The sequence below is a fragment of the Dolichospermum sp. FACHB-1091 genome, assembly GCF_014697585.1.
Lineage (GTDB): Bacteria > Cyanobacteriota > Cyanobacteriia > Cyanobacteriales > Nostocaceae > Dolichospermum.
Genome location: NZ_JACJSB010000002.1, coordinates 66,987 through 91,887 on the forward strand (window position 1 = coordinate 66,987; position 24,901 = coordinate 91,887).

The following is a 24,901-nucleotide window of genomic DNA, read 5'->3' on the forward strand; positions in this document are numbered from 1 at the left end:
CTCAGATTGAAAGCGCACAAACACTAGTTAAATGATAAAATACTAATGTACTAATGGTGGTAATGTTGTAGGTAAAACTTCAGCAGTTGCTTAGGAAACAACCGACAAGAGATCACTGACCACTTGAATTATTTTCCCGTGAGTTTGACTAATCCAATCCCACCAAAGTATAGACCTAAAACAGCACCGGCTAAAAGACTTTGAGTCAGAGGATCTGTAGAAGGTGTCAAAATTGCTCCTAAAATTACCGCTGTCATAATTACATAACGCCAGCCTTTTAACATGATCTGTGAAGAGACAATTCCCAGGTTGGCCAGCAGTAATTGAATAACTGGAACTTGAAATGCTAGTCCTGTGCTGAATAACAATAACAGCACAAATTCAAAATACTTGTCAATTGACCAAATTTGCTCAACAACATCAGCGCCGTAGTTAAGGAAGAATTGCAAAGCAGCAGGGATGAGTGCAATATACGCAAATACCAATCCAAATAGAAATAGTACGCTTGACCCCAGCACCACAGGAATGACTAAACGACGTTCACGGACTGTCAGACCAGGAAGTACAAACCGGATGATTTGATAAAGAATGAAAGGTGTAGTCAAGATGAAACCGCCATAAGCGGCAACTTTCATGGAGACAAAGAAAAACTCTCCCGGCGCTAATTGTAGAAATTTAACCCCATGAGCAGGAACTTCTAGTAACTTTACCAGGGGCTTGACCACGATAAAACAACCGACAATACCCACTACCACCACTAGGAGAGAATAGAAAATTCTTTGTCGCAACTCCTCTAGGTGGTCAAAAATAGACATTTCTACTTCCCCGGGTAATTCGTCTAGCGGGTTAATAGGGTTAATAGATGGTTCCGCTGATGCTTCTGAGTCTATATCGGGGGAACTTATGGTATCAACGTGTTGTGAGGAGGTCATGGGTAAGAACTGTGGGAAACATTTGTTAGACAATATTCGTTAACCTTAACCATTATAAGAGGATGTTGTAAAAGTATTTTACTGATAAGTATTAATACCACAAATCTACTAGCCTAACCCACTCAGTCCCCTCTTCTCTACAAGAAAATGCTGGTCTCAAAGCCTTTCCCTTTTCCCTTTTCAGGGAAAAGGGAGAGGTAGGAGAGAGGTCTGGAGGGAAGTTTAAAGTATATATTTTAACTTGTGCATTCATCCTCACTACATCACACGCAAACCCAAAATCATTAAATCCCGTTCCACTCCGTCTAAATCGGCAATTTTCGGTAAATTTCCCCAAGCTTGAAAACCAAACCAGGCAAATAATTTTAAACTAGGTTGATTATGGGCGAAAATAAAACCAACTAAAGTTTTTAAACCTAAATTGGGACTTTCCGTAATTGCTTTTTCCAAAAGTTGTTTTCCCAAACCCCGGCCTTGAAATTTTGGGGAAATGTAAATACTAATTTCTGCTGTGGAATAATAGGCAGGTCTACCGTAGAATGATTGAAAACTCAACCATCCAGCAATTACCCCATCCGTTTCAATTACCCACAGGGGACGTTGGGAGGGGACTCGTCCTTTAAACCAAGCTAAACGACTTTCTACAGACACAGGTTCTAAATCAGCGGTAGCCATACGGCTAGGAACAGCAGCATTGTAAATGGCTACAATAGCGGGTAAGTCGGTTTCTGTAGCATGACGGATGATCATTGCTGGTATTGGGGCAAAATTATTGATAAAATAAATATTTTCAAATAATACAGCTTTAAGAGGACATTACCAGATAATTTTTTTAAACCGGACTTTGTATAACTCGAACAATTTTCCTAATTGCTGTAAAAGCTCAAATCCCTATCCTGTGAAATATATCATATAACTTTATGCACCAAAATTCTATTTGCACAAACAACTACAACAAAACCACAAAAACAATTGCTCTGATCACGATAGCATTCTCTCTTACTGCTTGTAATTATATGGCAATTAGACCACAATCAAAAACCACCAACAAAGAACCCTTAAAAGTTGCTGTTCCTACTCATCAACTTAACCCCAAATCCCGACCACCAGCTAAGATGAAAAATCTAAATTTTACCACTCCTGCAAAATATCAAGGGAAGACAGTTTATCAAATCAAACCCAGAAACCAAGAGAAAGTAATTGCTTTAACTGTTGATGATGGTCCCTGGACAAAAACAACTTCAGCAATGTTAGATATCTTCAAACAAAATAATGTCAAAGTCACATTTTTCTGGGTAGGAAATGCTTTACAAGCTAACCCTGAAATTGCTAAACGAGTTGTAGCTGAAGGTCACGCTATCGGTAATCATACTTGGCATCACTGGTATCGGAATATGGATACAACCACAGCGAAAAGTGAAATTGAACGCACAAACGACCTCATTTACAAAACAACAGGCGTTAAAACATCTTTTTTCCGCCCTCCAGGGGGCTATTTAAACAACGGATTAGCCGCTTATGCCAAAAATCAACAAAACTCCGTTGTCCTCTGGTCTGTAACCTCAGCAGACACAGATCCTCATGCTAAACCCCAAGCCTTTGTTAAAAATGTTCTTAAAGGTGCAAAACCCGGAGCAATTGTGTTAATGCACGATGGTGGAGGTAATCGTGAAAGAACAGTTAAAGCTCTACCAGAAATTATCAGCGGACTAAAACAGCAAGGATACAGATTTGTAACAGTCCCTGAACTATTAGAAATGCAGTAATAATTATTCGTTACTATAACTCAATACTTGCTTATATACATATATAGGACTAATATTCCTTCTCCTCAATAAAATTTGTTTCTGTTTTGGACGATCACTTAATCTATTGAACATTTTTTTAAAGATACTACACTTATATTACTACTCTGTATATATCTGTAAGGAGAAAAATCATGCAAACTATGACACGCACCTCTACAACCGACATGGAAGTTACTAGCATTCGTCTAGAACGAGAACTCAAGAATAAACTTAAAGACCTGGCTGGTAATCAGGGATATCAGTCTCTAATTCGAGATATCCTGTGGAATTATATTCAGCAAAAATCTGGTGATTGGAAACCGCGGTTTTCTAAATCTGATATTCGTGCGAGTATTTGTGCTATAGCCGAACAAGAACAGCGTTGTGTCCTCACGGGTAAATTAATTGAACCCCAACAGTCAATGTTGTTAGGATTAACCAGAAATGGTGATATGCTTCCTATTAGCCTGGAAAGTTTATCTGGCTAGTCAGAAATTTAGCTTGAACAAAAATTCATTCCACACTCCTAATAGTGACTCTGGGATGAATTTTTGGGTGATAACAGTAGTATCCATCAGCACCACGGACAATCTAATTCATTTGATTGATTTATTTGGGTAAGTACGGATATCCAATTTACCCAACAATTTCAATTCATCAATAACCTTTTTACAGGACATTTCATCTGAGTCAGGTACACCATTATCTGACAAGATGTACCACAAGAGTTTTATCATTAATATCTGATCTGTACCCCATAATATCGGGAACTGCTATGTCAGTTATTAACAGCAGATAAAGAGGGGTTTATTCATGGATTTTATGATTCCGTAAAGCCTGACATAAATTTGGCATTAGAATATTGTAAGGAAAACCTATGAACTTTTACGATAAGTTGAATGGCGCGATCGCCCAAAATCAAAGTTTACTGTTTGTAGGACTAGATCCCAATCCAGAAATGCTCCCTGAGCGATATTCCCAGAAATCACATCCCAAAAGTATGATTGATAGTCTGTGGGATTGGTTGGAGTTTACTATCACCCAAACCAGTGATTTAGTATGTGCCTATAAACCCACTCTGGGATTTTACGCAGCTTTAGGTATTCCAGGATGGGAATTACTACAACGAACTTTAAAAGCTATCCCCCCCCACATTCCGATTATATTAGATGCCAAACATAGCGATCTCAATACTAGTACAATTTTCGCTAAAACTGTTTTTGAAGAATGGCGGATTGATGCGATTACATTGATCCCTTATGCGGGACAGGATCACGTAGCACCCTTTTTAGTTTATCCCGATAAAGCCGTTTTTATTTTGTGTACAACTTCTAATCCAGGTGCAGTGATTTTGCAGCAATACCCTACAGCGGAATCCCCTTTTTATTTACAAGTAGTCAAAGAAGCAAAAAATTGGGGAACACCTGAACAACTGGGTTTAGAAGTAGGAACTATTCAACCAGATATTTTAGCGAAAATTCGCAAAGAAGCACCAGAAAGAGTAATTTTAGCCCGCAGTATCTGGTCTGAAGGTGGTAATATTAAAAACTTACTATCAGCGGGATTAAATTATCATGGTGACGGGTTACTTCTTCCCGTTTCTCAAGATATGTTAGGAAGTGAAAATCTATCTACTCAACTGCAATCTTTAAGGGCGGAAATTAATCATCTCAGAACTGAAATTTCCCAGGAAAACTCCGTTTGTTCTGTCTGGTTTCCTGATGTTTGTTTGTTAAATCAACACCCACTTTTAGATTTGATTCTACAACTTTATGACATTGGTTGTATTATGTTTGGTGAATTTGTCCAAGCTTCTGGAGCTACTTTTCCCTATTATATAGACCTACGCAAAATCATTTCCAATCCCCAAATATTTCATCAGATAGTGATTGCTTATGCAGAGATTCTCAAAGACCTAACTTATGATAGAATAGCGGGTATTCCTTATGGTTCTTTACCTACGGCTACTGGATTATCATTACATCTAAATTCCCCGATGATTTTTCCCCGCAAAGAAGTAAAAGCACACGGAACCCGAAAAGTGATTGAAGGTAATTTTAATCCAGGAGAAATTGTTGTAATTGTTGACGATATTCTGATCAGTGGTAAAAGCGTCATGGAAGGAGCAGAAAAGTTAAAATATGCAGGATTAAATGTCAATGATATTGTCGTATTTATGGATCATGAGCAAGGGGTAAAAGACAGGTTGCGAGAAAATGGCTATCAAGCACACGCAGTTTTAACAATTTCTGAAATCACAGAAACTTTATATGCTGCTGGGCGCATTAGTGAGGGACAATTTAAAATTTTTGCTTGAACAAAACAGTCACCCAAAGCGACTGTGGGGTGTGGAGTCCTTGACATACCTCCTTGGATTAAAGTGGGAGGATTCCTTAACGCTTCATTGGGTTGTGCTATCGAAATAGTCTTATTGTTCTTAGACCTTCGCAGGACTTACGCAAAATATCTCTCAAACCCTGTTTTCTTCGTTCTCTTCGTTCCTATCCCTGACGGGACGCTCCGCGAACGTGGTTCATTATTCCGTGACTTGTGCGTAAGTCCTACTTCGTTTATAGTCTCCTAATGCCATAAGGCGACCATATCTGTTTTACTATAGCAATCCTACCCCAACCTTGAGAAAATACGTAGATAAAAATCCTTGTTTTATAAGCACTTTAGCCTTATTGAACTCTCACGTATCATTTAGGATTGCTATATAAAGCCGTCCTTCTATGACGGGGCTTGTATCCTATATTTTGGGTAACACAAGCTATCAGGAAACATTTCAGTATTAAGTCGGATGTAAAATATCCGCTTTATGGGTTATTTATAGGGAAACAGAATAAAAACCATGGAAACTGATTCTTCCACCCCCAATAACGACACTTTTCCTGAAGAAAACTTAGATACCAGTGAAGTAGCTATTCAGGTTGATAAATTATCAGACAGACAGCGCCAAATTAGCGCTAAAATCCAAATTCCCCAACCAGTGGAAAAAGTTTGGCAAATTCTCACGGACTATGAATCATTACCTGATTTTATTCCCAATCTCGCCAAAAGCACTCTTCTTGAACATCCCAATGGAGGTATTCGACTGGAACAAATTGGTAGAGCGAGTTTACTTAATTTTAAATTCTGTGCCCGTGTGGTTTTGGATTTAGAGGAATCATTTCCCAAATTAATCCAATTCAATATGGTAGAAGGAGATTTTAAAGGGTTTTCGGGTTTTTGGTGCTTAGAGCCTTGTTTCCTCAGTGAACAACAAGGTACTACTCTTTGCTACACCATCCAAGTTTGGCCGAAGCTGACTATGCCAATCTCAATTATTGAACGCCGTCTCAGTCAAGATCTGCAAGCCAACCTCTTAGCAATTCGTCAGCGCTCTCTAGAAACCATACTCTAACAAATTCTCTGGTTACAGGAACTACAAAAAAAGCAGAAAGAACAAAAGGATAGAAAAAGTTTTTTCTATCCCTTCTTCAGTACCCCCAAGGGAATTCGAATCCCTGTTACCTCCGTGAAAGGGAGGTGTCCTAGGCCTCTAGACGATGGGGGCTTGTTTTTCATCACTTTAAATAATATAGCGGATTTTTTTGAGGATGTCAATAGGTTGGGAAAAAATTTTTTTTAGCAGTCTGGGAAAGGGTTAGAGGCGCGAGCAGGGGAAATAAACTGCTTACCGTTGAATAAAATCTACTAAAATCTTAGTGAGATAACTTTGTGGGCAATGTTTTGATGATGAACGTCTCCAGATACTCTTGTTTACCAGTTTCCTTGCTATATGATTCTGTACAGAGGATTTTGAAATCTATGGCTCAAAATCTACAACATGGAAGCACCTTTTGAAATTACCATCCAGATGGTGATCACTGTTTTTGCAGGCATTAGCGCCCAGGTAATGGCTGCATATTTCAAGCTACCCAGCATTGTCTTACTACTGCTATTAGGCATTCTTTTGGGTAAAGACGGTGTGGGACTATTGCAACCGCATTTACTAGGGACGGGATTAGAAGTGATTGTTTCCCTAGCAACGGCAATCATTTTGTTTGAGGGTGGACTGAAATTAGATCGGCAAGAGTTGGGCAAGGTTTCCCTTAGTTTACAGTTACTTGTGACACTGGGAACAATGATCACTCTGTTGGGAGGTAGTCTGGCCGCTCACTGGTTGGGTGAATTTCCTTGGAATATAGCTTTTCTCTATGGGTCTATTGTTGTTGTTACTGGTCCAACTGTAATTGGTCCATTAATTCAACAAATTAATGTAGATAGACAAGTAGCAACACTATTAGAAGGAGAAGGGATTATCATTGATCCCGTAGGTGCTATTCTGGCCTATGTAGTCCTAGATACAATTTTAAACGGTGATACAGACCCGATTAATGCCATTATTGGTCTCCTCTTACGTTTCGGTGTAGGTGCGGGTATAGGTGGTATTGGTGGCTACTTAATGAGTTGGATCTTCAAACGTGCTAATTTCATCTCCTTTGAACTAAAAAATTTGGTTGTACTGGCAATCTTATGGGTATTATTCACCCTAGCGCAAATGATCCGCAGTGAGTCAGGAATTATGACTACAGTGGTGGCTGGTGCGGTATTTGCTAACTCTTCAGTTCCCGAAGAACGTTTATTGCGAAGTTTTAAAAATCAACTTACCATTCTCAGTGTTTCTGTTTTATTCATCCTCCTGGCGGCTGATTTATCTATTGCCAGTGTCTTGGCTTTGGGTTGGGGGAGTTTATTGACTGTTTTGGTGTTAATGTTTGTCGTGCGTCCCATTAATATCATTTTTTGTACTTGGAAAAGTGACTTAAATTGGCGACAAAAACTATTTTTAAGTTGGGTTGCACCCAGAGGCATAGTTTCCGCTTCTGTGGCCTCTTTGTTTGCCATTTTACTCACCCAACGCGGCATTAATGGTGGTGACTCAATTAAGGCTTTAGTGTTTTTAACAATTATTATGACAGTTTTTTGTCAAGGTTTAACCGCTGGCTGGTTGGTTAAATTGTTAAGAATTAGTTCTCAAGACGCAACCGGGGCGGTAATTGTGGGCTGTAATCCTTTAGGTTTATTAATTGCTCGCTTTTTTCAAGAACGAGGAGAAAGTGTGGTGATGATTGATACTGATCCAGAACGTTTAGCCCAAGCGGAAGCCCAAAATCTGCGGGTAATTGCTAGTAGTGCTTTGGACGGGGAAATACTCGAAGAGGCCGGAATTGCTTCAATGGGTACTTTTTTGGCAATTACAAGTAATGGTGAGGTAAATTTTGTTTTAGCACAACGGGCTGCTGAGGAATTTAATCCCCCCTGTGTTTTAGCTGCTTTTCCCCGTCACCCTCAAGGTTCTCCTGTGGTTAATAGTAAAGTTGATCAGGCTTTTGTTTCTGATTTACCAATAAAAACTTGGAATGAATATTTAAGCAATGGACAAGTTAAGTTAGGTGCAACTACATTAAATGTAGCAGAATTTGCATCTCAACAGGAACATATACAAGAAAAAATTCAGGATGGGATTTTAATACCTCTTTTGCTAGAACGGGAAGAACGTTTACAGGTAATGTCAGCTACCCAAGAATGGGAAATTGGCGATCGCATTATCTATCTATTATATGATTCCCGTCCTAATCTTTTAAAACTGCTCTCTGGTGCGAGTCAATCTACACCTTTAACGGTGGAAACATTAGCAGAAGTCGAAGAAGTCAGGATCAAAAATACTAATGTTTAAAGATTTCTGTAATTTAAATATCCATTATCTCTAATATTTGTAGAGACGTTCCATGGAACGTCTCTACATTATATAACGTCTGTACATTTGATTTTTTTTATTCCCATAATCTTCTTCCTGCTTTCCCTTGTAATCTTTCATGGGTATCTTTTAATAAGTTAGGAATATCTAAATTTTCTGGACATTTAGGTAAACAATCACCACATTCTGTACAACGGTTGGCTTTCATTCCTGGAAACCAATGACCGGCTTTTTCAAACATTCCATAACGATATTGTCCATAATCTGTCATATTGTAGGCTACGGCTAAATTTCTTAATCTTAAAACTTCGGGAATATGAATATTTTCGGGACAAGGTAAACAAGCATAACATTGACTACATTTATCAGTTAATAAAACATGATTTTGCTGAGTTTCTAATCTTTCTAAAATGGCAATTTCCGCTGTTGTTAATTCATTTTTATCAGCAAAAATTTCGGGAGATATTACTAATTCTTCTGGTTTTGCAGGTCCTATACTCAAGGTAGTAATGCGTTTGTCATTGAGTAGAAAACGATAATTAAAATCTAAGGGTGTGAATGGATGACACAGTTCTTTTAATGTTGGGGGAGGACTATATAATTTTCCCCCTTTATCAGCAGGAGAAATAATAAAAACTCCCATATCTTTCTCTATTGCTAATTCAATTGCGGCGGTATTACGTTGAAAAAAATAGTAATAATGGAGATTGACAAATTCAAAAAAATCTGTATTTATAGCGGCTAAAATTAGATCTAATGCACCATGGGTAGAAAACCCAATATGTCTAACTCTGCCATCATTTACAGCTTCTTGTACAGCCAGCATACAGCCGTTTTTTGATTGTACCCATTCTAAATGTTCCCACGTATTTAATCCATGAATTCCTAGACAATCTAAATAATCTAAATTTAACCGCTTTAAAGATTCATCAATATACAGACGCATGGTATCAGAATCTGCTGTAGGCGGAATTTTGGTAGTAATATAAAGTTGATGACGAGGTATTGATAAACCAGCCTTAATGGCTTTAGCTAAATATGCCTCACTGTCACCATAACCTCTAGCTGTTTCTAGATGATTAATTCCTAAAGATAAAGCTTTTTCAATGGTTTGCTGGACATTTTCGCTATCAGTTAAATAGCGCATTGTTCCCAAGGAAAAAACAGAAAGATGTAAGTTAGTTTTACCAAAACGACGATATTGCATGACTCCAATTTATTCGGTTAAATAAATCATAGCTGAGTTGAGGAAAGAATAGAGAAATAATAATTTTCTAATGTAGGGTGCGTTAGCGACAGCGTAACGCACTGTTAATAGATTTAATTTATTAATGTTGATTTGTTACGTTGCGTATGTGATCTAATGTAAATTAAATAATATTTTCGCGCTTCTAATGCACCATAGATACTATAACCGTGCGTTATCAACACAGTCCAGGAAAATTGGTAATTTATTTTTTTTAAGTCCCTAATTCTCCATAGTAACCAGCTTTAGTGATATACTCGTACAAGTGACTCAATAATGGCCTATAACGAGTTGTTTAAAACTTATTGTACGCAGATTTTTAACTGCTTTTTAATAGAATTATGACAGAAATACAGCCCAACTCTCAAAATCTTGAGGATACAGCTACAGAGTTATTAGTGAAGCTGAGACAAAAACAGGGTTCTTGGGTAGAATGGGGACAAGCCATCGCTTACTTGCAAAAAAATGGTTATAATCCTCAGACTATCTTTGAAGCAACAGGATTTGAACCAATTCAACAGAATCAGGTAATTGTTGGCTCTCAAGTTTATGCTTCTATGGAAAAATGTGGAGCATCAGCGGAAACATTAGCATATTACAAGCAAAAAAGCAGTGATGTGTTATATGAATTACGTGGACTCAATCAAGAAGACCGTGCCAGTACGGCTGATTTAACCTTTGAATACAAGCTTGATGCAGATGTAGTCAGAGATATAGCCAAAGCAGTTAAAGATTTCTCTTGGTTTCCTAATTTACCAGAAGGCTTCAGTAAACATCCGGGGGATGCTGTCGCTTATCAATCTTGGAAATTCGCTAAACAAAAATCTGACTTGTCCGAGCGATCGCGTTTAATAGCTAAGGGTTTACGCTTTGCCCATTCTGAAAGTGCTAGAAAGCAATTAGAACAACTATTAATGGATTTTAGCGTTGCGCCCAAAGTTGCTCCACCTATCCTCCCTTTTTACCGTCTTGAATCTGATGAAGACTTACCCCGGATTTTACCAGTCATAGGTGAGTTACCATTAACACAAGAAGACTTAAAAGCTGTACCATTGATTACGGAGATTGAACCATTTCGGATGGTCAAATTTGCGGGGGAACAAGCTTGGGTATCTTTACCAGGGTGGAAAGTGCTATTAAATGCCGAAGATCCCGTGGTAGTCATTGGTAATAGTGATATTTTTCCCAACCCTCATCAAAGCAAAATTGAACCAATTATGATTGTAATAGATCGCGCTCAAAGAGAATGGGATATTTCCAACTACTTTGTTTTTGATAATGGAGAGAGTATTGACTTCCAATGGTTTGAAACTGCACCAAAAATTCCCTTATTGGGAAAAATGATTGTTTTAGTTCGGCCAAAGAAAGTTCTAGATGAAGAATTTACCAAAGATGCTTGGCAAATTGATGAATAATTGATCAAGAAAGGTAATAGCTAGGCTAAAAAGCATCTAATTTATATAATTGGGCGGGCTAGAAGCCCACCCCACAAGACAATGACTAATGACCAATCATCTATTATTAAACTAAAAGAAAATATTGCCGAAATTAGGGCTAAATTGCGTCCAGGACAAACGCAAATGGCTGATTGGCAATCGGGTCCATTGGCCGTGGCTGCCGTTCCAGGAGCGGGAAAATCAACGGGAATGGCTGCGGCTGCGGCCATTGCTATTGCTCGTCAATATCAATATTATTTAAATACAGGTAATAAAGAATATAAACAGTTAGTAGTTGTTACCTTTACCCGTTCTGCGACTGCGAATATTAAATCTAAAATTCGGGAAAATTTAAAAAAATTATCTTTACCACAAACAGGATTTGCAGTTTATACTTTGCACGCTTTAGCTTTAATTATTGCTAGTCGTTATCCTGACTTATCGGGTTTACAGTTAGAAAATGCAACCTTAATTACACCAAATCAAAGTCATAGATTTATTCATGTAGCGGTAGAAAAATGGATTTTTAATCATCCCCAACTTTATCTTAAATTGCTTGCAGGACAAGAATTTGATGGAGAAGAAACGGAAAGATTACGTCGTCAGTCAGTCCTGAGAACAGAAGTATTACCAGATTTGGCTTATACTGTTATTCATGAGGCCAAAAGTTCAGGAATATTACCAGAAGATTTATTAAAATGGAGTCAAATAAATCCAGATAAATATGATATTTTAAGAGTAGCAGCGGGATTGTATACAGAATATCGAGAATTTATGAAATTACAGGATTTTATTGATTACGATGATATGATTTTAGCTGCTTTGAAAGTATTAGAAAATCCTAGCGCTCGTCGGATAGAACAAAATAAAGTTTTAGCTGTTTTTGAAGATGAAGCTCAAGATTCTAGTCCATTACAAACCAAGTTATTAGAAATACTAGCCAGTCAAGAAACATTAAATTTAATCAGAGTTGGTGATACTAATCAAGCCGTTAATTCTACTTTTACCCCTGCTGATCCAATTTATTTTCGGGAATTTTGTCAAGATTGTGAAAGTAAAAATAGACTAGCTAAAATGTCTCAAGCTGGTCGCAGTACACAAATAATTATTGATGCTGCTAACTTTGTTTTAGAATGGGTAAATCATCAGAACTTTGCTAAAAATAACAGCAGACAAACACCATTTATAAATCAGAAAATTTACCCTTTAGATATCAGTGACGGTAAACAAAACCCTGAACCAGTAGGAAGAGGATTAGAACTTTATACTCCCAAAGATATACATCATACAGTTGAATTAATTTCCCGAAGAGTAATTGAGTTATTTACAGAAAATCGTGAATCTTCCGCAGCGATATTAGTGCGGGAAAATCGTCAAGGAAGATGGTTAGCTACTGCTTTAGAACCAATATGTCAAGAGTATAAAATCAAACTTTATGATGTGGGAGAAAAAGAACGACGTTCTCATGTTCCTCAAGAGATTTTATCATTATTACAATTTTGCGATCGCCCTCATTCCGCTGATTATCTCAAAGCCACTTTAGATGTGCTTGTAGAACGTAAATTAATACCTAACCAAGATATTAACACCCTAGCTAGTGTTCCCGAAGAATTTTTATATCCAGGACCTTTAACCCCACCTCAAACAGAAATAGTTAAAAAAGCGGCTCATATTTGTCGGAGTTTACTCCGCGCTTATTTAGAATTACCTTTTTATCAAATAATTTCTTTTTTTGCTTTAACGTTAAAATATAACCAAGGAGAATTAGCTACTGCTGACAAACTTGCAGAACGGGTAAATCAGCAAATTTTTAGTAATAGTTCCATGGGAAAGATGATATCAACTTTAATTGAAATTGTCAGTTCCGAAAAATTTGAACCAGTAGAAACAGAAAATATTGAAGAACAATATACCCAAAAAGGACAATTAACAATTATCACTATGCACAAGGCCAAAGGGTTAGACTGGGATTATGTATTTTTGCCATTTCTCCATGAAAACTTAATTCCGGGAAGATTTTGGATTCCTCCCCAGTCCCAATTTTTAGGGGATTTTAGTTTATCAGAAGTCGCACGCGCTCAAATTCGCGCTCTCCTTCATCAAAAACCCATACCTGATATTCAGCAAGCTGGAGAAGAATCAAAATACCTGAAAATTGCAGAGGAATATCGTTTGCTTTATGTTGCTATGACGAGAGCAAAAAAACTTTTATGGATGTCTGCGGCTGAAAAAGCGCCTTTTACCTGGAATAAACCGGAGAATTTACAACCAACAACCCCTTGTCCAGTTTTTGCAGCTTTAAAACGCCAATTTATTCAAAATATCTGCAACAATTGACAATTGATAATTATTAATTAATAATTGATGATTATAGGAATAATATTTGATTTGTGATAGCTTCCGTGGCGTAGCCATACAAGACTCAGTAGGTATTAATTCTGTCTTTCTTCCTGTGTTCCCAGTTAAGAGTTCCCTGACCACACAAGTAAGTTCACAGAATCAAACCGGATTCCTATAGCAATCAATAACTAACAACGAAATTTTATGGTCGCAACTCCAAATTATAACTACATATCCCCCACAGAATATCTCCAAGGGGAAGAAAACAGTCCTATTAAGTATGAATACAGGGACGGAGAAGTCTACGCAATGGCAGGTGCTAGTAATACTCATGTAATTATTACTGGTAATGTCTTTGCTATACTGAGAAACCATCTGCGTGGAAGTGGTTGTCAAGCTTATATTTCCGATACAAAGGCACATATTGAGTCAATTAATACCTATTATTATCCTGATGTCATAGTTAGTTGTAACCAAAAAGACAAGGCTTTTCATAACTTTCTGCGTTATCCCTGTTTAATCATCGAAGTCTTATCCCCTACCACAGAAGCCTTTGATAGAGGTGATAAATTTGCTGACTACCGAAAATTAGCATCACTTCAGGAATATGTACTAGTGAGTCAAAACCGCATCAGTGTAGAAGTTTTTCGTCGTAATTCAGAAGGACAATGGGTACTTTATAGTTATGAACCTGGGAAAAATATTCATTTAGAAAGTATCAACTTTAACTGTCCTATAGCAGATGTGTATGAAGATGTAAATTTTGAAACTGCTGCTGGAGAAGATCTAATTGTTTAAATTTACGTCACTCTTGTGAATTAAAAAGGCAAAAATTCATCATTTTAATTGTTGACCACACCTTTTACAAAATTTAGCATCTGTATCATGAAAAGCTAAACCGCAACGTTCACAAATAGTTTCTACCTGATTTGCTGTTTTTACTAATCGTTTAATTAGATCTCCAATTTGCCAAGGAATCAGGGCTACTCCTGTTAAAATCATTAATACTGTCAATAAACGGCCTAATTCAGAAATGGGAATCACGTCACCGAATCCCACGGTTGTCATTGTCACAATTGAGAAATAAAAGGCATCTAAAAAAGTGTTAAAATTATGGGGATTAAGTGGATGTTCGACTTGATAAATTAACCCAGAGAAAACAAAGATTATGGCAAATAAAGTAAATAATATTCTGGCAAAAATGACACTATCTTGATTACTAATACTCCCAATTAAAAATTTTTTGTCAATAAATCTCAGTAATCGTAAGATACGAAACCAGCGTAATAAACGGATAAAACTAATATCTGCTAATCCGATCAAAGATGGTAGAATTGCCATTAAGTCAATAATTGCATAAAAACTCAGAATATACTTAACTCTATCTTTCGTACTCCATAAGCGCAATAAATATTCCGCAGCAAATATTATTAATATACAAGTATCTAATGCTCTTAATTCTAAGTGAGCATCTTCAGGAATACTATAGGTTTCTGCGACAAAAATCCCTGAAGATACTAACACTAATAAAGCGATAGTTAAATTAATTACTTTACCTATAGATGTTTCTATATCTGTTAGGTAAAACTCTACTTTTTCTCGATTTATCACCATTTTTAATCCAAAAAATTATGGGGAATAATTACAATTTTAAATTAAACAAAACTCTTAGTTAAGTTATTTAGTCATTTGTTATTTTTCCCCAATTACCCATTACCCATTACCCATTACCCATTACCCATTACCCATTACCCATTACCATTAAAACCTTAAACCCACACCTCCTTGTAAAGATAAAGCCGTACTACCACTATTACGATAAGCATCAAAGGCAATAATAGCATTACCAAAAATCACAGTATTACTATTAGGAACAACGTAATCAATTCCTGGTTGCAAAGCAAAGCTAATTTTATTACCTACAGGAGAAACTGCATCACTACTATTGATGACTAATCCAGCACCTAAATAAGCATCAGTTTGCCAGTTGAGAGGGATATCATAGGAAACAGTAGGTACTATTGCTGTTCCCTTCCCAATTAAGGCTTGAGTGCGGAAAGAAATGGGGGTTTCTAGCAACTTATAGCGAAAAGCCAACACTCCACCTAATTGACTATCCTCCGTAAATCCAACGGTAGGACCAATACCAACATAACTACCATAGGCTACTTGAGCTTGTGCGGGTTGAGAGTTGACAGCTAAACCCAAAGCTGTGACTACGGACATAAGCCCAAACCAATGCTGAATTTTTTTCATCACACCACTCCTAACAGAATCTAAATACTAAATTAATTCGTGATTATTTCTATTTATGGACAACGAGAATGTAGCCCACCTTTAGTACAAATTAAGGCTAACTGTTGAGGATCTAAATTTTTAGCTTTACTAAAATCTACTCCTTGAATTGAAGCATTTTGTGAACCCAGATCAGGCGTTTCTACAAATTTGTCTGACTCTTGTTTACCTGTAAACAGAATTGCACCTTGAAAATCCGCACCGTCTACATTTGCTCCCCGCAAATCGGCACGACTTAAATCAGCATTTCGCAAATTGGCGTTTTCTAAGTTAGCTGATTGCAAACTAGCACCAGTAAGTCGAGTAGCGCTGAGGTTAGCATCACTAAGATTAGCATAATCTAAATAGGCTTCGGATAAATCTGCACCTTGCCAATCAGTTTTAGTTAAATTTGCATAAGCTAATTGTGTACCGACGGCAGAAACACGAACTAAATGAGCCGCATATAAATTTGCTTCTGTTAAATTTGCATCGCTTAGATCTGCATTGGTTAAGCGAGAATTTTCTAAGAGTGCATTGCGTAAATCTGCACCTACTAACTGGGCGCTACTTAAATTAGCACCAAATAAGCGGGTATAGGATAAGTTGGCTTTGTTAAGATTGGCGCGACTTAAATCACTTTGATTCATCAAAATACGACTTAGATTGGCATCAGTAAAATTAGTTTGCTTTAACTGGGCGTTACTTAAATCTGCCATGGTATCATCGTAAGTATCCCAACGTCCATCTTCGCCTACACTACGGAAACGACTACCTTGGAAATTACCTTGGTTGAGATTTGCAGATTTCAAGACAATTCCTGATAAATCAATGTTGTTTAATACCAATTTGAATGAGGAATTTCCCCCAGATCCTTGAGAACCTAATTGAACATTGCTCAAGTCAATATTGTTAATTTTGCCACCATAGATAGCGAGAATTTTGTTGATTACCTGCTGGGTGAGAATTAACTGATTTTGTCTAAATTCCCAGTTTGAACTTTTTCCCATAGATTCTATTTCACCAACCAAAAACTGATTCACGCGCTTTAATTCTGGGATAGCTTTTAGACCTGTATTAGTTAAAGCTTGTTGAATAGTATCCAGAGTTTGGGGGTCTGTTTCTTTTACCAGTAAATCAACTAGTAATTTTATGGATTGTGTGTCATTCATGCTACCCAATGCTAAAACGGTTTTTTGACGCTCTTCATTGGTAACACCATTGTTGGGATTAAGTGCTTTAATGAGTTCGACAAACTTTTGGCTATTAGTTTGTTCGCTTCTGCGTTGGCTTTCTTGGGTTTGGATATAGATTTGTGTACCTATTAAAGTTGATAATACAGCAATCATACTAGTCAGCCCCACCAAAAACAAGCTGAAATTAGAATTGCTTCTCTGGGAAAGACTGGAAATAGATTGTTGACTAGAGGAACTATCTACATTATCCTCATGTATTTTTAGCTCTTCCCCAGGGTTACTGAAAGTGCTTTTAGCGTCTATTGTATAAGTCCGGGCTAATTGGTCATGGAAGGATCGAGGGTACTTTTGTCCAGGCCAACCTTTTGCTTCTGCTAGGATCATTAATATGGTTAAAGATGTAAACAGAGATAAGTTGGGAAAAATAAAGCTGTAGCGCCAGAGCAAATAAGCAGCGGAAACGGGTACAGTCCAGCGCCCTAATCCTTCTCTGACTACTATTGCACTTAATCCGGGGGCTGATCCTTCTGCATTAACCACCCGCACACCAAACCAACGTTTAGGAATGGTACTACCAGTCTGAGCTAATAAATACAATTGCCACCAGGAAAAGGTCGTGGGTAATAATACAGCTAAAGTCCAGAGAATATTGGTCGGCCAGGCTACATTACGAATACCATAATTTACGGGTAATGCCAGAGGTCTAGCGATCGCTTTTTCTGTGACTACTAGAATCGGATTCAATGGGACTCGTTGGATATCACTCCGGGAATTTACATATGCACCCAAAGCATAAGGAACTAACCCACTGGCAATAAAAAGGGTTATTTCCACCGTCCAAGCCGCAAAACGCCTAGTTGTTAGTAATGTGATATTGACTTTTTTCGGTTCTTCTGGTCGGCTAGATTGATTACTGCTTCTCCCCATAATTGGATTCGCCATTGGATAATTACCTATGAATTTGTTTTTATACTAGTGCCAGGGTGATTAAAACTTATTTCCCTTTTTTGTCAGCAACAAAAAATTTGTATCCAAGATACACTAACCCCGCCAAAACCGCCAAACTAATTACAGAAGCGACTAAAGCAAATACTGTTTGCAGTATCCAAACAGTTAAAAGCATGGCCACACCTGTAACTACTAGCTTTTTAATTGTTGATAAACTATTAAACCAAATTCTGCATCTTTCTAAATATACGTTCCATTTAAAGAAACTTGTGATAGGTGTCTGTGTCTTTGGTCCTTGGGTATTAACTCCAGCGGACTTGATTTCTGCTTCTAGATTTTGCAGACGACGCTGTAAGTCTTCTTCTGGTTGAAAGTTCATATCACAGGGAATGGGTAATAAGGTGGAAATTTAGGCGACTATCTACGTTTAATGATCATTGTATGTTCTCGTCCAACTGATAACCGCTATATTGATTATCACTAATACAATTTAACGTCCAATGATGTTTTTCTCAAAAAAGAAATATTCAGAAATTATGATTGGTACTTAGTTGCATTTATTTTAGAGCATTCTAGTCGGACAGATGTCCAGACTAGAAGTATTGACTAAGTTAGGAAAATAAAATTTACCTGTAACAACTGGGAATATTGACTTTCACGGGAACTTACGCAGATTTTTCTCCTTTCGACCAGTCAGTTCAGGATGTTTTAATTTTTTCCTATAGTAATTCTATTGAATTTGTCACTATCTGCATAATTACAATTATGTGCGTAGTTGCATAACAATAATTACCTTTTTACTCATTAGACATCTCCAATTAGTGAGAGAATAAAAAGTGGAAATCATCCCTGCTTTGTGTTGCTGACAAACCAAAGGAATCTTAAAAAATGTGCAAAAGAATTACTTTAATCTTATTATTGGTGTTGAGCTTCAGCATAATTAGTCCCAGTGTAGCTGAAGCTGCTGGACTTAAGAGCTTTGTAGATAGTGCTGATGGTTATCAGTTTAATTATCCTAATGGTTGGTTACAAGTGAAGGTTGCTGATGGACCTGATGTGGTATTTCACGATTTAATTGAAGTATCAGAAAATGTCTCTGTGATCATTAGTCCTGTTCCCGCTGGTAAAACTTTGTCAGAACTAGGAACACCCTCAGAAGTCGGTTATAAGTTGGGAAAAGCTGCTCTTGCTCCTGTTGATTCTGGCCGTACCGCTGAACTAATTAATGCGGCGCAAAGAGAAAGAAATGGTAAAATTTACTACTTTCTAGAATATGAAGTTAAACTTCCTAACGGACAAAAAAGACACAATATCTCTAGTGTAGCTGTAAGTCGTGGTAAGCTTTTTACCTTTAATGCGTCAGTACCACAGAAACGCTGGAAAAGAATACAACAGATGATTGATGAAGTTGTCAGTTCTTTTACTGTTTATTAATAATTAAAAATGGTGGTAATTGACAATTAACAATTATCAATTACCAAAAATTACTTATACAGAAATCTATGAAAATTCCGCAATTTGTACTTGCTTCTGCTTCCGTTGCGCGTCGTCGTTTACTACAAACTGTCGGTATTGACCCAATCATTTGCCCTAGTGATTTTGATGAGTCGCAAATACAACTCAATGAACCAGGGGAATTAGTACAAACTTTGGCCCAGTCTAAAGCGGAAACTGTAGTTTCTCAATTTCCATCAGCTTTGATCATGGGTTGTGATTCAGTTTTGGCAATTAATGGTAAAATCCATGGTAAACCAGCAGATGATCAGGAAGCGATCGCTCGTTGGCAAGTAATGCAAGGTAATTTTGGCGACTTGTATACAGGTCATGTGTTGATTGACACTGCACAAAATCGGCATATTGTCAGGTGTCAAGTTACTAGGGTGTATTTTGCTAAAATGAGCGATCGCGCGATTCAAGCCTATGTAAAAACAGGTGAACCCCTCAAATGCGCTGGAGCATTTGCTTTAGAAGGGTACGGGAGTTTATTTGTGGAAAAAATCGAGGGTTGTCATAGTAACGTCATTGGTTTAAGTTTACCCCTATTACGGAAAATGATCGGAGAATTAGGATATGAAGTGACAGATTTTTGGGGATAGTTGGGTAATTATTATTCCCAATTTTTCTCCGAGAAAATGTTAGAAAATAGAGACTACTATCTGAATATGAAATTAGTTTCGGAAAACAAAACATGAAACGAGATGAGGTAATAACAACCTTAGCAGCACATCGAGAAAAGTTGCAGGAATTGGGAGTAAAATCCCTTAATTTGTTTGGTTCAGTAGCGCGGGATGAAGCTCGTTTAGATAGCGATATAGACTTTTTAGTGGAGTTTAATCATCCGGGTGGGTTGTTTCAACTTTTGCGAGTGCAGTATTATTTAGAAGATATTTTGGGATGTCCTGTAGATTTGGGAACTGAGGATGCTTTGAGAGAACATTTGCGAAAACCTGTATTCAAGGATATCATTTGTGCCTTTTAGAGATTGGCGGCTTCGCGTTCAAGATATTGTCTTATCTATCAATGAAATTGAACAAAGGACAAGGGATATAACCTTTGAAGAATTTGCCAAAAATCAAACGATTGTCAAAGCTGTTCTCTATGATTTTGTCGTGATTGGAGAAGCTGCTAGAAATGTACCAAACGATATTCAGTTAAGCTATCCTCTTATACCTTGGCGTTTGATGGGAGGAATGCGAAATGTGGTAACTCACGAATATTTTCAAGTTGATTTGAGTAGGATTTGGGTAACTATTCAAAATGATTTATCCCCATTATTACCACAATTACAAAAAATACTGGAGAGAGAAATATCAAAAGAATAGTTGATCTGGTGCAGATAGTTGTAAACTAACAAATAAATTGTATTTGTCAAATAATTATGTCTTTTACTCCTTCCTTGCGCGAACAACAACATCCCCTAATTCGTCAACTAGCTGATTGTATTGAAGCAGTTTGGCATCAACACCTAGATTTATCACCATACCATTTACCTGCGGAGTTGGGATATGTGGAAGGTAGACTAGAGGGAGAAAAATTGATTATTGAAAATCGTTGTTATCAAACTCCCCAGTTTCGCAAAATGCACTTAGAACTGGCAAGAGTCGGTAATATGTTAGATATTCTTCATTGTGTGATGTTTCCCCGTCCAGAATATGATATACCCATGTTTGGCTGTGATTTAGTGGGAGGTAGAGGTCAAATTAGTGCCGCTATTGCTGATCTTTCTCCTGTAAATTTAGATCGGATTTTACCAGATGGTTATAATTCTCAACTCAGGGAATTAACTAAACCCAACTTTTCTCAACCTCGTGAATTACCAGAATGGGGAAATATCTTTTCTGATTTTTGTCTGTTTATTCGTCCTACTTCTTCCGCAGAAGAAATAAGTTTTTTATCTCAAGTCAAGTCGTTTCTAGAAATACATTGTACACAAGCAATTGCATCTACTCCAGTCACACCAGAAAAAGTACCTCAAATTATAGCTGGACAACACAACTACTGTACAAAACAACAACAAAATGATAAAACCCGGAGAGTTCTAGAAAAAGCTTTTGGTACAGAATGGGCAGAAAATTATATGACTACAGTTTTATTTGATTTACCCTAAGCATTCAGCATGATAAGGGAACAGGGAACAGGGAACAGGGAAGAGGTTTTGGGTAACTTTACTTTTCGTTACTTATGTCGGTTTTTTCCATTCACCTACTATTTAAGATTACTTCATAAATTTATAAATCATCTCTGATAGCCAAATACTTCCCATTACTACTCTATTACTCTAACTGTAAGTTGTGTTACGTTTTCTCTCAATCAATAAATGTAGAATTTGCATGAAGTGATCACCACTGATACTTCTCTGACGGGAAACTAAAGTTAATCACCCAAATTTCTAGTTATCTAATTTAAGCCGATAACTAGTAATTATGAATTGGTAAAATTATCATCTATTTACTGTGCTGTTGGATTTTTTATGTGTCTTGTAGATATTATATCTTCTTGAGATTTTCACAGAAAAGTAAAGGATTAAACAGATGTTTTAAAGAGTGCTAGTAATCTTAAAAAGACTTGCAAATTCTCCTCAATTAACCCTAACAATCAAAGTTTAAAACTTTAATTTATTAATTGAATAAATTAAGGTGAAAGTTGATAGAGATTAAGATGATCATCATGTAGTTTACCCAAAGTCAATCATACCAATTAAAGAATGGTTGTCAAAATCAAGCCATAAAAATGTGGATTTTCCATAGTCACTAAGTTAATCCATAAAGTGACTAATTCCCCTATAGCTAAGTTAATTTTTTTAGTTTCATCACCACAATTCAGATCAATAGGTAACATATCATGTCAACGGTGGATGAAAAATCGAAATTTAAGGTTGAACAACCTAAAGTTTGGTTAAGTGTTGCTGTAGCCTTACCAGTAGCATTAGCTGCCGGTTTACTAGCTACAACCAGAATGGAACAATTGAAAAAACTGACTTCTGCTGTATCTGTAGCACCAATTCCGAATACTATTAGCGCCATAGGACGTTTAGAACCAAAAGGAGAAATTATTAAACTCTCCGCTCCTGCAGGTTTATCAGGTAATTCACGAGTCCAACAACTTCTAGTTAAAGAAGGACAACGAGTACAACAAGGGCAGGTTGTGGCTATTTTAGATAACCGCGATACCAGTATGGCCGTAGTCGAAGAAGCCAAAGCCAAAATGCAAGAATCCCGCGCGAATTTAGCCCAGGTGCGTGCGGGTTCTCCTAAGGACGTTCAAGCCCAAAAATTCATTATTGCCCGATTACAAGCCCAATTGGCCGGGGAAAAGGAAGCTCAACAAGCCATGATTAGCAGAATTGCGGCTCAGTTAAGTGGTGAGAAAATTGCCCAAGAAGCCACAGTTACCCGTTTAGAGGCCGAATTATTGGGACAAAGGGAGTCTTTAAAAGCTACAGTTGAGCGCGTTAGAGCAGAACAACGTAATGCTCAAGTAGATTCTGGACGTTATGAATTTCTATACAAACAAGGTGCTATTTCTCAGCAAGAACGAGATAGAAGACAGTTAAATGCAGTAACAACTAATCAACAATTAATTGAAAGTCAAGCTAGTTTAAAACGGGCAATAGCTACTATAAAACAACAAATTTCTGAAGCTAGAGCCAATCAAGTAAAAACTCTAAATACTTTACAACAGCAGTTAATTGAAGCTACCGCTAACCGCAATAAAACTATAGCCACTTTACAAAGACAAATAGACGAAGAAAAGGAAAAATTAAATCGTCTATTAGTAGTTAGTCCAATAAATGTCCAAGTAGCTCAAGCTCAAGTTACTAATGCAATTGCCTTAATGAGAAAAGCTCAAGCAGAACTTCGGCAAAGTTATGTTAAAGCTCCTAGTTCCGGTGAAATATTAAAAATTCATACTAAATCAGGGGAAATGATGGGTGTAAATGGGATTGCGGAAATTGGACAAACCGATCAAATGTTTGTAGTTGCAGAAGTTCCTGAAGATAGTATTAGTAAAATTCGTTTAGGTCAAACTGCTACTATCTCCAGTGATAACGGTACATTTAATGGTCAATTAAAGGGTAAAGTTACGGAAATCGGGAGAAAAATTGGCAAGAAAGATGTTCTGAATAACGACCCGGCGGCAGATATTGATGCTAGAGTTGTAGAGGTAAAAATTGCTTTATCTCCAGAATTTAATCAGCAAGTTTCTGGTTTAACTAATGCTAAAGTTACGGTAGAAATTAATGCTAATTAACTTCCTATTTCTCTGAAAAATATTCAGGTTAAACTACTTAATTAATTGTTTCCAAAATCAAAAAAAGCTAAAAAATGGCAGGAAAAATACCTTTATCTTGGCTACAACTGACAAGAGAAAAAACTCGCCTAGCAGTAGCTTTGTCCGGTATTGCCTTTGCTGATATTTTAATGTTCATGCAATTAGGTTTCCGGGATGCACTCTATTATAGTAACGTCAGAATGCACAGCAGTTTAGCAGGTGATGTGATTTTAATTAATAATCAATCTAATGCTGTTTTATCAATGAAAAGTTTTTCCCAAAGAACTTTATATAAGGCGTTAGATTTACCCACAGTTAAATCAGTACATCCCATATATTTAGACTATACAAGCTGGAGAAATCCCGTTACAGGTCGCCCTCGCAGTATTTTGATTTTCGGCATAAATCCAGAGGTTAATTTGTTTAATTTACCTGGAGTAAATGAAAACTTAAATAAACTTAAACTTCCTGATGTGGTTTTATATGATCGTTCTTCTAGGGTAGAATATGGTCCGATTACTGATAGTTTTAATCAGGGCAAAATTGTCACGGCTGAAGTAAGAAGACGACAAGTTAAAGTCGGTGGATTATTTACTTTAGGGGCATCTTTTGGTGCAGATGGTAATTTAATTACTAGCGATCTTAACTTTTTGCGAATTTTTAATAATCGTCAACGGGGACTAATTGATATTGGGGTAATTAAGTTAAAACCTGGCGCAGATCCTAATCAAGTGGCTCAATATTTGCGAAGTTATTTACCTACAGGTATTAATGTTTTAACTAAGGAGGAATTTGTTGAATTTGAAAGAAATTATTGGGCAAGTAGTACGGCTATTGGTTTTATTTTTACATTAGGAACAATTATGGGTTTTATTGTGGGAACTGTCATTGTTTATCAGATTTTGTATACAGAAGTAACAGATCATTTATCTGAATATGCTACTCTCAAAGCCATAGGTTACACTCAAAATTATTTATTAACCGTGATTCTTCAAGAAGCTTTTTTATTAGCTGTTGTCGGTTATTTACCCGGCTTTGCTTGCGCTCTTGTTTTGTACAATGTTGCTAGAGACGCTACTCTTTTACCCATATTCATGAGTTATAATCGCGCTATTATGGTAATCATGTTAACTATTTTAATGTGCTTTATTTCAGGAATGATTGCTATTCGTAAATTGGGTTCTGCTGACCCAGCAGATATTTTTTAATAGGTAATACATAATAGGT

23 protein-coding genes and 1 tRNA gene are annotated in these 24,901 nt (G+C 37.0%); 15 read left to right on the plus strand and 9 right to left on the minus strand.

What is annotated here, in order from left to right:
- Window positions 1–128 precede the first annotated feature (128 nt).
- Both tatC and H6G25_RS01385 read right to left on the minus strand, forming a co-directional pair.
- On the minus strand, window positions 129–932 hold the full coding sequence (gene tatC, locus H6G25_RS01380; protein WP_190390962.1) for a twin-arginine translocase subunit TatC: 804 nt from the start codon (window positions 930–932) through the stop codon (window positions 129–131).
- A 258-nt stretch (window positions 933–1,190) separates the two neighbouring features.
- Window positions 1,191–1,682 (minus strand): GNAT family N-acetyltransferase, encoded by a 492-nt coding sequence (locus tag H6G25_RS01385; protein WP_190390963.1) that lies wholly within the window; start codon window positions 1,680–1,682, stop codon window positions 1,191–1,193.
- Between the two features lie 170 nt (window positions 1,683–1,852).
- Here H6G25_RS01385 and H6G25_RS01390 point away from each other — a divergent pair, with 170 nt between their 5' ends.
- The 4 genes from H6G25_RS01390 to H6G25_RS01405 all read left to right on the plus strand — a co-directional run bounded on the left by H6G25_RS01390 (window position 1,853) and on the right by H6G25_RS01405 (window position 6,122).
- Window positions 1,853–2,698, plus strand: a complete 846-nt coding sequence (locus H6G25_RS01390) for a polysaccharide deacetylase family protein (RefSeq protein ID WP_190390964.1) — start codon at window positions 1,853–1,855, stop codon at window positions 2,696–2,698.
- Between the two features lie 173 nt (window positions 2,699–2,871).
- A complete protein-coding gene (locus H6G25_RS01395) occupies window positions 2,872–3,207 on the plus strand; it encodes a ribbon-helix-helix domain-containing protein (protein WP_190390965.1) in 336 nt (111 codons plus the stop codon).
- Between the two features lie 389 nt (window positions 3,208–3,596).
- Window positions 3,597–5,036, plus strand: coding sequence for a bifunctional orotidine-5'-phosphate decarboxylase/orotate phosphoribosyltransferase (locus tag H6G25_RS01400; RefSeq protein ID WP_190390966.1), 1,440 nt, complete (start codon window positions 3,597–3,599; stop codon window positions 5,034–5,036).
- A 534-nt stretch (window positions 5,037–5,570) separates the two neighbouring features.
- The gene (locus H6G25_RS01405) at window positions 5,571–6,122 is read left to right on the plus strand and encodes an SRPBCC family protein (RefSeq protein ID WP_190390967.1); all 552 of its coding nucleotides are present in this window, start codon (window positions 5,571–5,573) and stop codon (window positions 6,120–6,122) included.
- Between the two features lie 80 nt (window positions 6,123–6,202).
- Here the strand turns inward: H6G25_RS01405 and H6G25_RS01410 are convergent.
- Window positions 6,203–6,275, minus strand: a tRNA-Glu gene (locus H6G25_RS01410).
- 273 nt (window positions 6,276–6,548) lie between these two features.
- On the opposite strand from H6G25_RS01410, the gene H6G25_RS01415 reads away from it, so the two are divergent.
- Window positions 6,549–8,441, plus strand: coding sequence for a cation:proton antiporter (locus H6G25_RS01415; protein ID WP_190390968.1), 1,893 nt, complete (start codon window positions 6,549–6,551; stop codon window positions 8,439–8,441).
- Between the two features lie 97 nt (window positions 8,442–8,538).
- Here H6G25_RS01415 and H6G25_RS01420 read toward each other — a convergent pair whose 3' ends face one another.
- The gene (locus H6G25_RS01420; RefSeq protein WP_190390969.1) at window positions 8,539–9,669 is read right to left on the minus strand and encodes an aldo/keto reductase; all 1,131 of its coding nucleotides are present in this window, start codon (window positions 9,667–9,669) and stop codon (window positions 8,539–8,541) included.
- A gap of 380 nt (window positions 9,670–10,049) precedes the next feature.
- On the opposite strand from H6G25_RS01420, the gene H6G25_RS01425 reads away from it, so the two are divergent.
- From H6G25_RS01425 to H6G25_RS01435, 3 genes are all read left to right on the plus strand, one after another.
- Window positions 10,050–11,123: a RuBisCO accumulation factor 1 gene (locus H6G25_RS01425; protein WP_190390970.1), complete on the plus strand. Its 1,074-nt coding sequence runs from the start codon at window positions 10,050–10,052 to the stop codon at window positions 11,121–11,123.
- A gap of 81 nt (window positions 11,124–11,204) precedes the next feature.
- A complete protein-coding gene (locus H6G25_RS01430; protein WP_190390971.1) occupies window positions 11,205–13,481 on the plus strand; it encodes an ATP-dependent helicase in 2,277 nt (758 codons plus the stop codon).
- Window positions 13,482–13,688: 207 nt separating this feature from the next.
- The gene (locus H6G25_RS01435; protein ID WP_190390972.1) at window positions 13,689–14,282 is read left to right on the plus strand and encodes a Uma2 family endonuclease; all 594 of its coding nucleotides are present in this window, start codon (window positions 13,689–13,691) and stop codon (window positions 14,280–14,282) included.
- 39 nt (window positions 14,283–14,321) lie between these two features.
- Here H6G25_RS01435 and H6G25_RS01440 read toward each other — a convergent pair whose 3' ends face one another.
- The 4 genes from H6G25_RS01440 to H6G25_RS01455 form a co-directional block, all read right to left on the minus strand.
- Window positions 14,322–15,098 (minus strand): ion transporter, encoded by a 777-nt coding sequence (locus H6G25_RS01440; RefSeq protein ID WP_190390973.1) that lies wholly within the window; start codon window positions 15,096–15,098, stop codon window positions 14,322–14,324.
- Between the two features lie 147 nt (window positions 15,099–15,245).
- On the minus strand, window positions 15,246–15,740 hold the full coding sequence (locus tag H6G25_RS01445; protein ID WP_190390974.1) for a hypothetical protein: 495 nt from the start codon (window positions 15,738–15,740) through the stop codon (window positions 15,246–15,248).
- Window positions 15,741–15,793: 53 nt separating this feature from the next.
- Entirely contained in the window at window positions 15,794–17,896 is a 2,103-nt protein-coding gene (locus tag H6G25_RS01450; RefSeq protein WP_190390975.1) for a pentapeptide repeat-containing protein, read from the minus strand.
- Between the two features lie 52 nt (window positions 17,897–17,948).
- Window positions 17,949–18,281 carry a hypothetical protein gene (locus H6G25_RS01455; protein WP_190390976.1) on the minus strand — a complete coding sequence of 111 codons (333 nt, stop codon included), beginning with the start codon at window positions 18,279–18,281 and terminating at the stop codon, window positions 17,949–17,951.
- Between the two features lie 509 nt (window positions 18,282–18,790).
- Here H6G25_RS01455 and psbP point away from each other — a divergent pair.
- The 5 genes from psbP (at window position 18,791) to H6G25_RS01480 (ending at window position 21,509) form a co-directional block, all read left to right on the plus strand.
- On the plus strand, window positions 18,791–19,336 hold the full coding sequence (gene psbP / locus H6G25_RS01460; RefSeq protein ID WP_190390977.1) for a photosystem II reaction center PsbP: 546 nt from the start codon (window positions 18,791–18,793) through the stop codon (window positions 19,334–19,336).
- Between the two features lie 68 nt (window positions 19,337–19,404).
- On the plus strand, window positions 19,405–19,998 hold the full coding sequence (locus H6G25_RS01465) for a nucleoside triphosphate pyrophosphatase (RefSeq protein ID WP_190390978.1): 594 nt from the start codon (window positions 19,405–19,407) through the stop codon (window positions 19,996–19,998).
- Window positions 19,999–20,090: 92 nt separating this feature from the next.
- Window positions 20,091–20,381, plus strand: a complete 291-nt coding sequence (locus H6G25_RS01470) for a nucleotidyltransferase (protein WP_028089886.1) — start codon at window positions 20,091–20,093, stop codon at window positions 20,379–20,381.
- Window positions 20,371–20,724 carry a DUF86 domain-containing protein gene (locus H6G25_RS01475; RefSeq protein WP_190390979.1) on the plus strand — a complete coding sequence of 118 codons (354 nt, stop codon included), beginning with the start codon at window positions 20,371–20,373 and terminating at the stop codon, window positions 20,722–20,724. Before H6G25_RS01470 ends, H6G25_RS01475 begins: the two co-directional genes overlap by 11 nt.
- 56 nt (window positions 20,725–20,780) lie before the next feature.
- Window positions 20,781–21,509 (plus strand): phycocyanobilin:ferredoxin oxidoreductase, encoded by a 729-nt coding sequence (locus H6G25_RS01480; RefSeq protein WP_190390980.1) that lies wholly within the window; start codon window positions 20,781–20,783, stop codon window positions 21,507–21,509.
- 590 nt (window positions 21,510–22,099) lie between these two features.
- Here H6G25_RS01480 and H6G25_RS01485 read toward each other — a convergent pair.
- Window positions 22,100–22,240, minus strand: a complete 141-nt coding sequence (locus H6G25_RS01485) for a hypothetical protein (RefSeq protein WP_190390981.1) — start codon at window positions 22,238–22,240, stop codon at window positions 22,100–22,102.
- 3 nt (window positions 22,241–22,243) lie between these two features.
- On the opposite strand from H6G25_RS01485, the gene H6G25_RS01490 reads away from it, so the two are divergent.
- Both H6G25_RS01490 and devC read left to right on the plus strand, forming a co-directional pair.
- Window positions 22,244–23,653 carry an HlyD family efflux transporter periplasmic adaptor subunit gene (locus tag H6G25_RS01490; RefSeq protein WP_190390982.1) on the plus strand — a complete coding sequence of 470 codons (1,410 nt, stop codon included), beginning with the start codon at window positions 22,244–22,246 and terminating at the stop codon, window positions 23,651–23,653.
- Between the two features lie 74 nt (window positions 23,654–23,727).
- Window positions 23,728–24,882 (plus strand): ABC transporter permease DevC, encoded by a 1,155-nt coding sequence (gene devC / locus H6G25_RS01495; protein ID WP_190390983.1) that lies wholly within the window; start codon window positions 23,728–23,730, stop codon window positions 24,880–24,882.
- Window positions 24,883–24,901: the final 19 nt, after the last annotated feature.